The sequence below is a fragment of the Mesorhizobium sp. WSM4976 genome, assembly GCF_029625685.1.
In the GTDB taxonomy this organism is placed as follows: domain Bacteria; phylum Pseudomonadota; class Alphaproteobacteria; order Rhizobiales; family Rhizobiaceae; genus Mesorhizobium.
Genome location: NZ_JARTVT010000005.1, coordinates 110,718 through 124,504, shown reverse-complemented (window position 1 = coordinate 124,504; position 13,787 = coordinate 110,718). Strand labels below are relative to the sequence as shown.

The following is a 13,787-nucleotide window of genomic DNA, read 5'->3' as shown; positions in this document are numbered from 1 at the left end:
ACATGACCGGGCTCTTCAGCGAAGTTTTTCTCGGCGCGCTGTTGTTCGGCGCAGTGACCGCTGCCGTCCCGCTGCTGCTTGCCGGGCTCGGCGAGCAGTTGTCGGAAAAGGCTGGCGTGCTCAACATCGGCATCGAGGGCATGATGCTAGCCGGCGCCTATCTCGGATTCTTGGGCGCCTTCTATTCGGGGTCGCTTTGGCTCGGCTTCCTCACCGGCGCCGCGGGCGGCATCGCGGTGGCGCTGATCATGGCGCTGCTTTGCGTGCGCATCGGGCTGAACCAGATCGTCATCGGCATCGCGCTGACGCTGGGGCTGGAAGGCCTGACGGCGCTGCTTCATCATTTCCAGTTCTCGCGCAGCTATCCCCGCCTGCCGGCGGCGGACGCGACCGTTATTCCGCTGCTGTCGGACATTCCCGTCGTCGGGCCTGCCTTCTTCAAGCATCACCTGATCGTCTATCTGGCGGTCGCGCTGGTGTTCGCCATGGGCTATCTCTACCGGCGCACGCAGCTCGGCCTCAACCTGCAGGCCGCCGGCGACAAGCCGGCCGCGCTCGACGTCGCCGGCATCGACGTCATCAGGACCCGCACCATCGCGGTGCTGACGACGGGCGCGCTGGCCGGGCTCGGCGGCGCCTACCTCGCCAATGTCGGGGCGGGCCTGTTCATTCCCTTCATCACCAATGGCGCCGGCTTCCTCGGCATCGTGCTGGCCATGCTGGCGCGCGGCCGTCCGGTCTGGGTGCTGTTCGGCGCTCTGCTGTTCGGCGTGTGCCTGTCGCTGACCACGGCCATGCAGGTGGCGGGCATCAACATCCCGACCGACATCATCCAAATGCTGCCGTTCCTGGCGGTGATGATCATGCTGGTGCTTTTCGGGCGGCGCGCCAGCCTGCCTGCAGCACTTGGCATTGCATATGAGCGCGGCGCGCGCTGACAGAAACCAGATGCGCGGACGGGACCCGCGCCAAGATAGGAGACGACAAATGTCGGATACCAAGGTCTACCTGCTCGACGGCGGCTCGCTCGTTCTCGACGGTTATCATGTGTTCTGGAATCGCGGTCCCGGCGGCGAAGTGCGCTTTCCCGTCTATTCGATCCTGATCGAGCATGCCGAGGGCCGGTTCCTCATCGACACCGGCTACGACTACGACCATGTCATGAAAGTGCTGCCTTTCGAGAAGCCGATCCAGGAAAAGCACCAGACCATTCCCGGCGCGCTTGCCTTGCTCGGGCTCGAGCCCAAGGACATCGACGTCGTCGTCAACTCGCATTTCCATTTCGACCATTGCGGCGGCAACAAGTATTTTCCGCACGCAAAGAAGATCTGCCATCGCTCGGAGGTGCCACAGGCCTGCAATCCGCAGCCTTTCGAACATCTCGGCTATTCGGACCTGAGCTTTTCGGCCGAGGCAGCGGAAGCCCGTGGTGCCACCGCGCAGCTGCTGGAGGGCACGACGCGCGCCAATTCGACCTTCGAGGGCATCGAGGGCGATGTCGATCTCGCCAGGGGCGTGAAGCTGATCTCGACGCCCGGCCATTCGATCGGCCACTACAGCCTGCTGGTCGAGTTTCCCAAGCGCAAGCCGATCATGTTCACCATCGACGCCGCCTACACACAGAAGAGCCTGGAGACCCTCTGCCAGGCGGCCTTCCATATCGACCCGGTCGCGGGCGTCAATTCGATGCGCAAGGTGAAGAAGCTGGCCGAGGATCACGGCGCCGAGCTGATGTACTCGCACGACATGGAAAACTTCAAGACCTACAAGACCGGCACCCAGTTCTACGGCTGAACGCCGCCAATCCGGAGAACCACGCCCATGCGCTATTCCGATCATGCCGATCCGGTCATCACCCTGACTGCCGGGCCCGTCAACGCCTATGCCGAAGTGCTGCGTGGCCTCGGCCGTACCGTGCTCTACGACTATGACCCGGCGTTCCAGCTCTTCTACGAAAAGGTGGCCGACAAGGCGCAGAAGGCTATGCGGCTGTCGAACAAGCCGGTCATCCTGCATGGCGAGCCGGTGCTCGGCCTCGAGGCCGCGGCAGCTTCCCTAACCGCCCCTGACGACGTCGTGCTCAACCTTGCGTCCGGAGTTTACGGCAAGGGGTTCGGCTATTGGGCGAAACGCCATTCGCCGCATCTGCTCGAAATCGAAGTGCCTTACAATGAGGCGATCGACCCGCAGGCGGTCGCCGATATGCTTAAGGCGCATCCGGAGATCACCGTCGTTTCCGTCTGTCACCACGACACGCCCTCCGGCACCATCAATCCGATCGACGCCATCGGCGCGCTGGTCTCTGCGCATGGCGCCTACCTCATCGTCGACGCGGTTTCTTCCTTTGGCGGCATGAAGACGCATCCCGAGGATTGCAAGGCCGATATCTATGTCACCGGTCCCAACAAATGCCTGGGCGCTCCTCCCGGCCTCACCATGATGGGTGTCAGCGAGCGGGCCTGGGCCAAGATGAAGGCCAATCCGCTGGCGCCGCGCGCATCGATGCTGAGCATCGTCGACTGGGAAGATGCCTGGTCGAGCGACAAGCCGTTTCCGTTCACGCCTTCGGTCTCGGAGATCAACGGGCTCGATGTCGCGCTCGACCTCTATCTCAACGAGGGGCCGGAGGCGGTGTGGGCGCGCCACGCGCTTACAGCCAGGGCCATGCGCGCGGGCGTCGCGGCGATGGGCTTGTCGATCTGGGCAGCCAGCGACGGGATCGCGTCGCCAACCACCACCGCGGTTCGCACCCCCGAAGGTGTCGACGAGAAGGCGCTTCGCCAGGCAGCCCGCGCCCGCTACGGCGTGGTGTTTTCATCAGGTCGCGGCGAAACGCTGGGTAAGCTGACGCGCATCGGCCACATGGGACCGACCGCCCAGCCGATCTACGCGATCGCGGCGCTGACGGCGCTTGGCGGCGCCATGAACGCGGCCGGCCAGAAACTGGCAATCGGCAAAGGCATCGACGCGGCAGTGGCCGTCATCGACGCTGACGCCTGAACGGACATCATCGGATCACGGATCGAGGGAGAAATTTCATGACTGGACGGCTTGCGGGAAAGACGGCCCTCGTGACAGGGGCGGCGCAGGGTATCGGCAAAGCGATCGCGGCGCGGCTGGCGGCCGATGGCGCGATCGTCATCGTCAGCGACATCAACGCCGATGGCGCCAAGGCGGCCGCCGCGTCGATCGGCGGGAAAGCGAAGGCTATCGCCGCCGATATCTCCGATCCGGCATCCGTCAAAGCGCTTTTCGCTGAAATCCAGGCACTGACCGGTGGCGTCGACATACTGGTCAACAATGCCAGCATCGTGCCCTTCATCGCCTGGGACGATGTCGATCTCGACCATTGGCGCAAGATCATCGACGTAAATCTGACAGGCACCTTCATCGTCACCCGTGCGGCCACTGACCAGATGCGGGCGGCAAACAAGGCAGGACGAGTGATCAGCATCGCCTCCAACACCTTCTTTGCGGGGACCCCCAACATGGCGGCCTATGTCGCGGCCAAGGGCGGCGTCATCGGCTTCACCCGGGCGCTGGCCACGGAACTTGGCAAATACAACATCACGGCGAATGCGGTGACGCCCGGCCTGATCGAGAGCGATGGCGTCAAGGCGAGCCCGCACAACGAGGCGTTCGGCTTCGTCGAGATGCTGCAGGCGATGAAGGGCAAGGGCCAGCCCGAGCATATCGCCGACGTCGTGTCCTTCCTGGCGAGCGAGGACGCCCGCTGGATCACCGGCCAGACGCTGAATGTCGACGCCGGGATGGTCAGGCATTAGCCACCTGAGGCTGAAAATTCCGACGACCACGTAGCTGAAGCTGCTCGGGCTGCCGTTGAGGCAGCCAACGACATCCGCCCTGTAGCTGGGTTTGTCCCCGATCCCGGCGCCATCACGTCTTCCAGGCGGCACCGGCCCACGGCCACTGGCACATCCGCCGGAACCGTCATCGCCCGGCGCCGTCGATTCGAGTTCGTCGACAAGGAAGGGGCCGCTGCTTCGGTTTCGGCGAAGCAAAGGACAGAAAAAGACTTCTTTAGGCGACCCGGCCCGGATGCTCTCTTGCGGGACCTAGAACAAGGCCCGCCTGGGAGGGCGACGCATAACAAGAGAGCGGCTGCCGAAACGACAGCCTGGCATACGCCACTCGAATGAGGTCGATGCCGGTAACAGCCATGGGGAACCACGACAATGAAGACATTCCGCAATTGCCTGATGACCGCGGTCAGTGCAGGCCTGCTGGGCTTGGGGCTTGCCGCTCCCGCCGACGCCGGCGCCATTCGCCTCGGCATGACCACCTGGGTGGGCTACGGGCCGCTGTTTCTTGCCCGCGACCTCGGCTACTTCAAGGAAGCCGGCGTCGACGTCGAGCTGAAAGTGATCGAAGAATCGGCGCTCTATATGGCGGCGGTCGCCGGCGGTGATCTCGATGGCGCGGCATCCACAGTCGACGAACTGATGAAGTACCGCTCCGACGACCTCTGCTTCAAATATGTCGTGGCGCTTGACGACAGCCACGGCGGCGACGGCGTCGTCACGCAGGCGGACGTCAAGTCGCTCAAGGATTTGAAGGGCCAGCCCGTCGCCCTGAACGAGGGCTCCGTTTCCGAATTCTGGTTCAATGTTCTCCTGAAGAAGGAAGGCATGACCGAGGACGATGTCAGCGTCACCAACATGACCGCTGACGACGCCGCGACGGCCTTCATCGCCGGCCAGGTTCCCGCCGCGGTGACCTGGGAGCCTCACCTCACCGAAGTCCGCAAGGGCGGCAAGGGAAAGGTGCTGATCGACTCCACGACGACGCCTGGCCTGATCGTCGACGTGATCGCGCTCAAATGCGACCTGATCGAGAAGCATCCCGAGGATGTGAAGGCTTTGATCAAGGGCTATTACAAGGCGGTCGACTACATCAAGACCAATCCGGACAAGGCCTATGAGATCATGGCCAAGGGCATTGGTGGCTATCTCGAGAAGCCCGAGGATTTCGCGGCCGGCGCCCAAGGCGTGCGCTACTACGACCGCGCCCGCAACCTGGAGTTCTTCGGCACTCCGGACAAGAGCGAGGCGTCCGACCTGGTGAACTTCGCCCAGGATGTCTGGGGCAAGGCCGGCAAGCTCAAGATGACGATCGACGCGAAGACCATCCTCGATACCGATTTCATCAAGGAACAGTGAGCTTCGAAACTGACAGGGTCGGTCCCTCGGGCCGACCCTGATTTCTCGAAAGCCAGAGTTTCGCGCCCAGATCAACGGAGGCCATCTTATGGCACAGAGGCGAACGGCGTGGACACGCCTGACGACCCCATTCGCCAACATTCCCGCCAGCACCGCAACCACGCTCGCATTGGCAATGTGGATAGCCGTGATCGGCGGCTGGGCTCTTCTGTCCTACGGCCGAGTCGTGCCGAACATGTTCCTGCCGACGCCCGGAACCGTGCTGCAGACGGCCTATCGCATGTCGCTCGACGGCAGTCTTTTCTATCACACGTTCACCAGCGCCAAGGTGGTGATCCTGGGCTTCGTCGTATCCTCGCTGATCGCGGTGCCGCTGGGGCTGTGGATGGGCACCTATCGGGCGGTGCAGGCGCCGTTGGAGCCGCTGGTCAACTTCATCCGCTACCTGCCGGTGACCTCCTTCGTGCCGCTGTTCATCCTGTGGATCGGCATCGGCATCGAGCAGCGCATCGCGGTCATCTTCTTCGGCACCTTCTTCCAGCAGCTCGTGATGATCTCCGACTGCGCGCGCAGCGTCTCCCGGGATCTGGTCAACGCCTCCTACACATTGGGCACCAAGCGCTCGGAAGCAGTGTGGCACGTCATTTTCCCCGCCGCGCTTCCCGCGATCCTCGACACGCTTCGCGTCACCATGGGCTGGGCCTGGACATATCTCGTTGTGGCCGAGCTCGTGGCGGCGTCGAGTGGTCTCGGCTATATCAGCCTCAAGGCGATGCGCGGCTTCCAGGTCGATGTGATCTTCATGGCGATCGCCGCGATCGGGCTTCTTGGTCTCATCACCGACACGGCATTCCGCATTCTCCGGGCGAGGGTCGCGCCATGGGCGCCTTGATCATGAACGCCTCCTCGCAAACCGCAGCCGGATCAAGGGTAGTGATGACCGAAACCGTCAAGGCGAACAATCCGGCCGCAACCGCCCATCCAGCCGGCGATCGGCTTTCGGCCGGTACCACGATGGCCATCGAGGACGTGACATTGCGCTATGGCGACGCCAATGGCGTGCTGGCGCTGGACGATGTGTCGCTGCAGGTCGCCAAGAACGAATTCTGCGTTATCGTCGGTCCGTCAGGATGCGGCAAATCCAGCCTGCTTTATCTCGCCGCCGGCCTCAACGACGCGACCTCGGGCAGCATCAAGGTGGACGGCAGGGAAGTGATCGAGCCCGGACCCGACAGGGGCATGGTGTTCCAGAGCTACACCCTGTTTCCCTGGCTCACGGTGCGCGCCAACATAGAGTATGGACCCAAGCGCAAGGGCTTGCCGGCAGAACAGCGCAAGCGGATCGTCGACCAGTATCTGAACGAGGTCGGCCTCGCGCCGTTTGCGGACCATTATCCCGCGCAGCTTTCCGGCGGCATGAAGCAGCGCGTGGCGATCGCCCGCGCCCTTGCCAACGACCCGGCCGTGCTGCTGATGGACGAACCGTTCGGCGCTCTCGACAGCCAGACGCGCGGCACCATGCAGAAGCTGCTGCTTCGCGTGTGGGAGCGGCAGCAGAAGACGGTGCTGTTCGTCACCCACGACATCGACGAAGCGCTCGTTCTGGGCGATCGCGTCCTGGTGATGACGGCGCGGCCTGGCAAGATCAAGGCCGAGATCAAGGTCGACATCCCGCGGCCGCGCTCGATGGACGTGATCCTCGAACCCGACTTCATCGCACTCAAGCGCCGTATCCTGGGCCTCCTGCACGACGAGATCGACGAAGATCACTGAGAGCAATATCAAATGATAGTTGGGGCGGACCAGCAGCGTCGCTCGCGGATCTGCCTCAATGTTGAAAGACGAGCCGGCCTTCACGTTTCGCCGTAGCGCGCCGCGCCGAGGATCATCTCCGAAGCCTTCTGCCCGATCATCATGCTTGGCGCGTTGGTGTTGCCGCCGATCAGCTTCGGCATGACGGAGGCATCCGCAACTCGAAGCCCGTCCACGCCGCGAACCTTCAGCGTAGCGGGATCGACGACGGCCATGTCGTCCGTTCCCATCTTGCAAGTCCCGACCGGGTGATAGACGGTCAGCGCTTCGGCGCGCAGATAGGCGAGGATCTCGTCATCGCTGCTTATATCCTTGCCCGGAAGCATCTCCTTGCCGCGCACCGTGTCGAATTCGGACGAGGCAAAAATCCGGCGCGCGATCTTGATGCCTTCGACCAGCACCATGGCGTCGTCCTCATTCGCGAGGAAGCGGTGGTCGATCAGAACATCCCGGCGAGCGCTGTCCCGCGACAGCCTGATCTCGCCCACGCTTTTCGGCCTGAGCACGCAGGTGTGAACGGCGTAGCCGTGACCGTATTCGATCAGCCTGCCGCGATGGCTGCGATAGCCCGGCACGAAGTGGAACTGGATGTCGGGAAGCCCGTTCGAGTGCCTGGTCTTCGCAAAGCCGCCGGCTTCGACATAGTTGGTTGTGAGCATGCCCTTGCGGCGTACGAAATACTGGAGCGGCGCGGCGGCGATGCGCGGCAGGTTGGCTATCGACAGGCCGAGCGTCCTGGTGCTCCTGGAGCGCACGGTGATCATGCCGTCGACATGGTCCTGCAGGTTCTTGCCGACGCCCGGCAGGTCGAGGACCGGCGTGATACCGATCTGCTTCAGCTCGGCTGCCGGTCCGATGCCTGAGGCCATCAATATCCTGGGCGAGTTGATGGCGCCGGCCGAAAGCACGATCTCGCGGGCGGCCGAGAGCGTCTTCTGCTGACCCTCGTGCCGCACGCGCATCCCGGTGGCGCGGCTCTCGGCGATGACCAGATCGATCACCTCGCATTCGCTGAGCAAAGTCAGGTTCCTGCGGTCGAGCACCGGACGCATGAAGGCGCTGAAGCTGCTGAAGCGTTGACCGCGATCCTGCGTGACGTTGTAGATGCCGAGGCCGAACTGGCTTTCGGCGTTGAAGTCGGTGTTGGCGGGCAGGCCGGCGTTCTTGCCGGCCTTGACGAACATGCTTGAAAGCACGTTCGGATCGCGCGGATTGTCGACCAGCAGCTCGCCGCTAGTGCCGTGATAGCGCGGATCCTGGCCGAGCAGATTGCGCTCCAGCTTCCTGAACACGGGCAGCACGTCCCGGTAAGCCCAGCCGGCGCAGCCGAGTGCGGCCCATTCGTCATAGTCCTCGGCGGCGCCGCGAATATAGACCATCGAGTTGATCGAGCTGGATCCGCCCAGCGCCTTGCCGCGGTTGACCGGAATCCTGCGGTCGTTGAGATGGGGCTGCGGCACGCCGACGAAACAATAGTCGTAGTTCGGATTGCCGTAGAGCGAGAGGATGCCGGCCGGCACCTTGACCCGAAGGCTGTTGTCGCTGCCGCCGGCCTCGATCAGGCACACGCTGATTGACGGATCGGCGCTCAGCCGATTGGCCACCACGCAACCGGCCGAGCCGGCTCCGACGACAATGTAGTCAAAGCTTTCAGTCTGCATGCCCAACCCCTCGGGAATGCCGAAACTCTAGGTGCGTCTCTCGGCGCGAGAAATTCGGAAATGGTTACGCGTGACTTCGGAGATTCGTTATGGGCTCGCGCTGGTACGTGCTGCTACTTGTGAGCGCCAGAAGCGGTCGGATGGCGCAGCCTGTCTGCATCCGCCCGTGGCCCAAGGTCGGTTTCATCCCGCGCGGCGAGAGCTGTCGGATGATCAAAAAAGGACTGAGCATGTCGGTTGAGACGATAGACACGCTTGTCGTTGGCGGCGGCCAGGCGGGGGTGGCCATGAGCGAGCACCTGAGCAAATGCGGGGTGCCCCATCTCGTCCTCGAGCGCGGCCGGATTGCCGAGCGCTGGCGCTCGCAGCGCTGGGATTCGCTGGTCGCCAACGGCCCGGCCTGGCACGACCGTTTCCCGGGCATGGAGTTTCCCGTGACGGGTCCCGACGGCTTTCCGTCCAAGGAGGAGGTCGCGGACTATTTCGTCGCCTACGCCAAGCAGATCAACGCGCCGATCCGCTGCGGCGTCGAGGTCAAGCTCGTGCAGAGGAATGTCGGCCGTCCGGGATTCCGCGTCGAAACGTCGGATGGCGTGATCGAAGCCAACAGCGTCGTCGCCGCGACCGGACCTTTCCAGGTCCCCGTCATCCCCTCTCTCGTACCTGCTGATGCCGGCCTCCTGCAAATCCACTCCAGCGCCTACCGCAATCCGGCGCAATTGCCGAAAGGCGCCGTGCTGGTGGTCGGCGCGGGATCTTCGGGCGTGCAAATTGCCGATGAGCTCCAGCGCGTCGGAAGGCGCGTCTATCTCTCGGTCGGCCCGCATGATCGTCCGCCGCGTTCCTATCGCGGGCGCGACTTCTGCTGGTGGCTCGGCGTCCTCGGCAAATGGGACCTCGAAACGCCAGGGCCTGCCACGGAACATGTCACGATCGCGGTCAGCGGCGCGCGCGGCGGCGAGACGATCGATTTCCGCCGTCTGGCCGCGCAAGGGCTGACGCTCGTCGGTATGACAAAGGCATACCAGGACGGCGTGATGAGTTTCGCGCCCGATCTTGCCCAAAATATCGCGCGAGGCGACGCCAATCTGAAGTCGCTGCTGGACGAGGCCGACGCCTATGTCGCTCGCAACGGACTCGACCTCCCGGAAGAGCCCGCTCTCCGCAAAATAGGTCCGGACCCGGACTGCTTGACCAATCCGATCCTCGAGCTCGATCTGGCCAAGGCCGGGATCGCGACGATCATCTGGGCGACGGGCTTCGCCGTCGACTACAGCTGGCTGAAGGTCGATGCCTTCGACGAGAAGGGCCGGCCAAGGCATCAGCGCGGCGTTTCGACCGAGCCGGGGATCTATTTCCTGGGCCTGCCCTGGCAATCGCGCCGAGGGTCGAGTTTCATCTGGGGCGTCTGGCATGATGCCAAGCATGTGGCAGATCGCATTTCGACGCAGCGCAAATATCTGGCCTACCATGCCGCCGCGAAGCGCGAGACCGTGGACGCCTGACCAAAGCTGCGAGCCCGATTCAATTGGAGACCAAGATGGCGCATACGCGAATTCGCAAATTCAACACCAAGGACACCTATCCCGAGCAGAAGCTCGACAACGACCTCTGCCAGGCGGTCGTCACGCGCGGCGGCCGCACCGTCTATCTGCGCGGCCAGTGCCCGCAGGATCTCGACACGGCCAAGAATATCGACAGCCATGATCCGGTCGAGCAGACCCATAAGGTCATGCAGAATATCAGGCAGCTCATTGAGGAGTGCGGCGGCAGAATGGAGCATCTGGTGAAGGTGGTGGTCTACATCACTGACGTCCGCCACCGCGAGGCCGTCTACCGGACGATGGGCGAATACATCAAGGGCGTGCATCCGGTTTCGACCGGCTTGGTCGTATCGGCCCTCGCGCGGCCGGAATGGCTGGTTGAGATCGACGGCACGGCCGTCATTCCGGACTGAGCGTCATGACATTCTCCATTGTGGCGCGGTGCCGGCGGACAGGCATGTTCGGGGTAGCGGTCTCTTCGTCCTCGCCTGCCGTCGCGGCGCGCTGCGCCTACGCGCAGGCGGGCGTTGGTGCGGTTGCCAGCCAGAACGTTACCGACCCGACGCTCGGAGTCCAGGCTTTGGAGCTCATGGCGCGTGGCGCTACCGCCGCCGAGGCCGTCGCGATCATCAAGCGCACGGCGACCTTCAGCGAATACCGTCAGGTGCTGGCGGTCGACGCGGCCGGCGGCAGTGCGATCCACTCAGGGCCTAAAGCGCTCGGTATCTGGGCCGAGGCGCACGGCGAGGACGTCGCCTGCGGCGGCAACCTGCTCGCGAATGATGGTATCCCGCAGGCCATGGTCGATGCGTTCCTCGCGTCCGAGGGCGATCTCGGCGACCGGCTGATCGCCACGATGCGCGCCGCGCTCAAGGCGGGCGGGGAGGCGGGGCCTGTCCGCTCCGCCGGCATGAAGCTGGCACGCGATGTGTCCTGGCCCGTCGCCGACCTACGTTGCGACTGGACCGAGGATTGCCCGATCGAGCAACTGGCTGCGCTGTGGGACATCTACAAGCCCCAGCTCGATGCCTATGTCACCCGCGCCCTCAACCCATCCGACGCGCCGAGCTATGGCGTTCCCGGTGACGAGTAATACCGGAAGTCTGGGCCAGAATGAGCGAACTCAGCCACAAGGAGTGGATCGGCAAGGCGTCGGCGATCCGTTTTCGCGACAAGGCGTTCATCGACGGCAAGGCAATACCGGCGCGCTCCGGACGGACCTTCGCCAGCATCAATCCGGCAACGGGAGCGACGCTCGCCGAGGTTGCCTCCTGCGGTGAAGAGGATGTCGACCTTGCGGTCGCCGCAGCCCGACGCAGCTTCGAGGCCGGCGTCTGGTCGCGAACGAGTCCTCAGCATCGCAAGGAGGTGCTGCTGCGGCTGGCGACGTTGTTGCGCGAGAACCTACAGGAACTCGCGCTGCTGGAGTCGCTGGACATGGGCAAGCTGGTCAAGGATGCCGCCACCATCGATGTGCCGGGCTCGGCGGCGATCTTCCAATGGTATGCCGAAGCCATCGACAAGGTCTATGACGAGGTGGCGCCGACGGGGCAGGGTGACCTTGCTCTGGTGCGGCGCGAGCCCGTTGGGGTGGTGGGCGCCGTGGTGCCGTGGAATTTCCCGCTCGACATGGCGACCTGGAAATGCGCGCCCGCATTGGCTGCGGGCAATTCGGTTGTGCTGAAGCCAGCCGAGCAATCGCCTTTCTCGGCGCTGAGGCTGGCCGAGCTCGCCATGGAGGCGGGCTTGCCCGCCGGTGTGCTCAATGTGGTGCCAGGTCTCGGCGAGACCGCCGGCCAGGCGCTTGGCCGGCATATGGATGTCGATTGCCTTGCCTTCACCGGCTCGACCGCCGTTGGCAAGCTGTTCCTGCAATATTCCGGCCAATCGAACATGAAGCAAATATGGCTGGAGACCGGCGGCAAGAGCCCAAATCTGGTGTTCGCGGATTGCACCGATCTCGATGTGGCGGCCGAAATGGCTGCCTTCGGCATCTTCTTCAACCAGGGGCAGGTCTGCTCGGCCAATTCCCGGCTGCTGGTGGAGCGCAGCATCAAGGATGCGCTGGTGGAGAAGCTGGCGGAGCGGGCGGCGGCGACCCAGCCGGGCGACCCACTCGACCCGGTGTCTAGAATGGGAGCGATGGTCGATGCACGGCATGCCGCGACCGTCATGCGCTTCATCGATGGCGGCAGGAAGTCCGCACGGCTCGTGGCTGGCGGCGACCGGGTGGCGGTCGATGGGCGAGGCAGCTTCGTGCAGCCGACGATCTTCGACGAGGTCTCGCCGGACGATCCGCTCGCCCGCGACGAGATATTTGGTCCGGTGCTGTCGGTGATCGCCTTCGACAGCGAAGAGGAGGCAATCCGGCTTGCCAATGGCAGCGTCTATGGCCTGGCGGCGTCCCTGTGGACCGACAGCCTGTCACGCGCCCACCGCGTTGCCGAGGGGCTGCGCGTGGGCACGGTCTCTGTGAACACAGTCGATGCGCTGAGCCCGATGACGCCCATCGGCGGCTTCAAGCAGTCCGGCTTCGGGCGCGACCTGTCGCTGCACGAGCTCGACAAATACACCGCGCTGAAGACCACCTGGATCAAGTACTGAGGAGGGGCCGCGACTTGATTGCAGCGACCAAACGGGCATCATAGCAGCCCATGCCGCTCCGCTTCACGCTCAGACAGCTCGAATATTTCGTCGCCGTTGGCGAAGCCGGTTCGATCGCCAAGGCGGCCGAGCAGGTGAACGTCTCACCGCCGTCTATCTCGGCCTCGATCGCGCAGCTCGAAGCGGAGTTCGGCGTCCAGCTCTTCGTGCGCAAGCATTCGCATGCGCTGGCGCTGACCGCGGGCGGGCGCCTGTTCCTCAAGGAGGCCGCGCGCCTGCTCAACGATGCCGACGCGCTGCACGACATTGCCGGCGATATCGCCGAAAAGGTGCGCGGGCCGCTGGCGGTCGGCTGCCTGCTCACTTTCGCGCAGATCGTGCTGCCGGCGCTGCGCCGGAAATTCGAGGACGCCTATCCCGATGTGCGCGTTCGCCAGTTCGAGCGCAACCAGGGACAATTGTTCGAGATGCTGCAGCGCGGCGAAATAGACGCCGCGCTGACCTACGATCTCGAACTGTCACAGGACATGACGTTCGAGCCGCTGATGCATTTGCCGGCCTATGTGATGCTGCCGGCCGCGCATCGCCTGGCGGGAAGGGCGGGCATCACGCCCGAGGAACTGGTCGACGAGCCGATGGTGCTGCTCGATCTCCCTTACAGCCGGGAGTACTTCCTCTCGGCTTTCCAGGGGCTGCGGCCCAAAATCGCCGAGCGCACCGGCGACATCGCCGTGATGCGTTCGATGGTGGCCAACGGCTTCGGCTACGGCATCGCCAATATGCGGCCGCTCAACGCCATGTCGCCGGACGGCAAGCTGCTGGTCTTCGTGCCTCTGCTGGGCGAGATCAGGCCGCTGACCATGGGCATTGCACTGCCTAACGCCGAACACCGCACGCTGACGGTGCAAGCCTTCATCGACCACTGCCGCCGCTTCGTCGTCGAGCAGGGCGTCTTCGGCACCGAACGCATCGTCAAATGAAGGATA

Annotated in this window: 13 protein-coding genes; 12 read left to right on the top strand and 1 reads right to left on the bottom strand. The window is 64.0% G+C overall.

The window, feature by feature from the left end:
• Nucleotides 1–2: 2 nt before the first annotated feature.
• From P9272_RS07980 to P9272_RS07950, 7 genes are all read left to right on the top strand, one after another.
• Nucleotides 3–938, top strand: a complete 936-nt coding sequence (locus P9272_RS07980; RefSeq protein WP_128256552.1) for an ABC transporter permease — start codon at nt 3–5, stop codon at nt 936–938.
• A gap of 49 nt (nt 939–987) precedes the next feature.
• A complete protein-coding gene (locus P9272_RS07975; protein WP_126081813.1) occupies nt 988–1,794 on the top strand; it encodes a 4-pyridoxolactonase in 807 nt (268 codons plus the stop codon).
• Nucleotides 1,795–1,821: 27 nt separating this feature from the next.
• On the top strand, nt 1,822–3,000 hold the full coding sequence (locus P9272_RS07970) for an alanine--glyoxylate aminotransferase family protein (RefSeq protein WP_278160087.1): 1,179 nt from the start codon (nt 1,822–1,824) through the stop codon (nt 2,998–3,000).
• Between the two features lie 38 nt (nt 3,001–3,038).
• A complete protein-coding gene (locus P9272_RS07965; protein WP_128256550.1) occupies nt 3,039–3,785 on the top strand; it encodes an SDR family NAD(P)-dependent oxidoreductase in 747 nt (248 codons plus the stop codon).
• Between the two features lie 411 nt (nt 3,786–4,196).
• Entirely contained in the window at nt 4,197–5,180 is a 984-nt protein-coding gene (locus P9272_RS07960; protein WP_278160086.1) for an ABC transporter substrate-binding protein, read from the top strand.
• A gap of 88 nt (nt 5,181–5,268) precedes the next feature.
• Nucleotides 5,269–6,072: an ABC transporter permease gene (locus P9272_RS07955; protein WP_128256548.1), complete on the top strand. Its 804-nt coding sequence runs from the start codon at nt 5,269–5,271 to the stop codon at nt 6,070–6,072.
• A 122-nt stretch (nt 6,073–6,194) separates the two neighbouring features.
• The gene (locus P9272_RS07950; protein ID WP_278160219.1) at nt 6,195–6,953 is read left to right on the top strand and encodes an ABC transporter ATP-binding protein; all 759 of its coding nucleotides are present in this window, start codon (nt 6,195–6,197) and stop codon (nt 6,951–6,953) included.
• Between the two features lie 80 nt (nt 6,954–7,033).
• Here P9272_RS07950 and P9272_RS07945 read toward each other — a convergent pair whose 3' ends face one another.
• A complete protein-coding gene (locus P9272_RS07945; protein ID WP_278160085.1) occupies nt 7,034–8,653 on the bottom strand; it encodes a GMC family oxidoreductase N-terminal domain-containing protein in 1,620 nt (539 codons plus the stop codon).
• A 230-nt stretch (nt 8,654–8,883) separates the two neighbouring features.
• Between P9272_RS07945 and P9272_RS07940 the strand changes: the two genes are divergently transcribed.
• From P9272_RS07940 to P9272_RS07920, 5 genes are read left to right on the top strand one after another with little or no spacing between them, the layout of a single operon-like run.
• Nucleotides 8,884–10,158: an NAD(P)/FAD-dependent oxidoreductase gene (locus P9272_RS07940; RefSeq protein WP_278160084.1), complete on the top strand. Its 1,275-nt coding sequence runs from the start codon at nt 8,884–8,886 to the stop codon at nt 10,156–10,158.
• Between the two features lie 35 nt (nt 10,159–10,193).
• Complete coding sequence (locus P9272_RS07935) at nt 10,194–10,610, top strand: RidA family protein (RefSeq protein WP_127229973.1); 417 nt, start codon at nt 10,194–10,196, stop codon at nt 10,608–10,610.
• A gap of 5 nt (nt 10,611–10,615) precedes the next feature.
• Nucleotides 10,616–11,290, top strand: coding sequence for a DUF1028 domain-containing protein (locus P9272_RS07930; RefSeq protein WP_278160083.1), 675 nt, complete (start codon nt 10,616–10,618; stop codon nt 11,288–11,290).
• A gap of 20 nt (nt 11,291–11,310) precedes the next feature.
• The gene (locus tag P9272_RS07925) at nt 11,311–12,801 is read left to right on the top strand and encodes an aldehyde dehydrogenase (RefSeq protein ID WP_278160082.1); all 1,491 of its coding nucleotides are present in this window, start codon (nt 11,311–11,313) and stop codon (nt 12,799–12,801) included.
• Nucleotides 12,802–12,851: 50 nt separating this feature from the next.
• The gene (locus P9272_RS07920; protein ID WP_128256542.1) at nt 12,852–13,781 is read left to right on the top strand and encodes a LysR family transcriptional regulator; all 930 of its coding nucleotides are present in this window, start codon (nt 12,852–12,854) and stop codon (nt 13,779–13,781) included.
• Nucleotides 13,782–13,787: the final 6 nt, after the last annotated feature.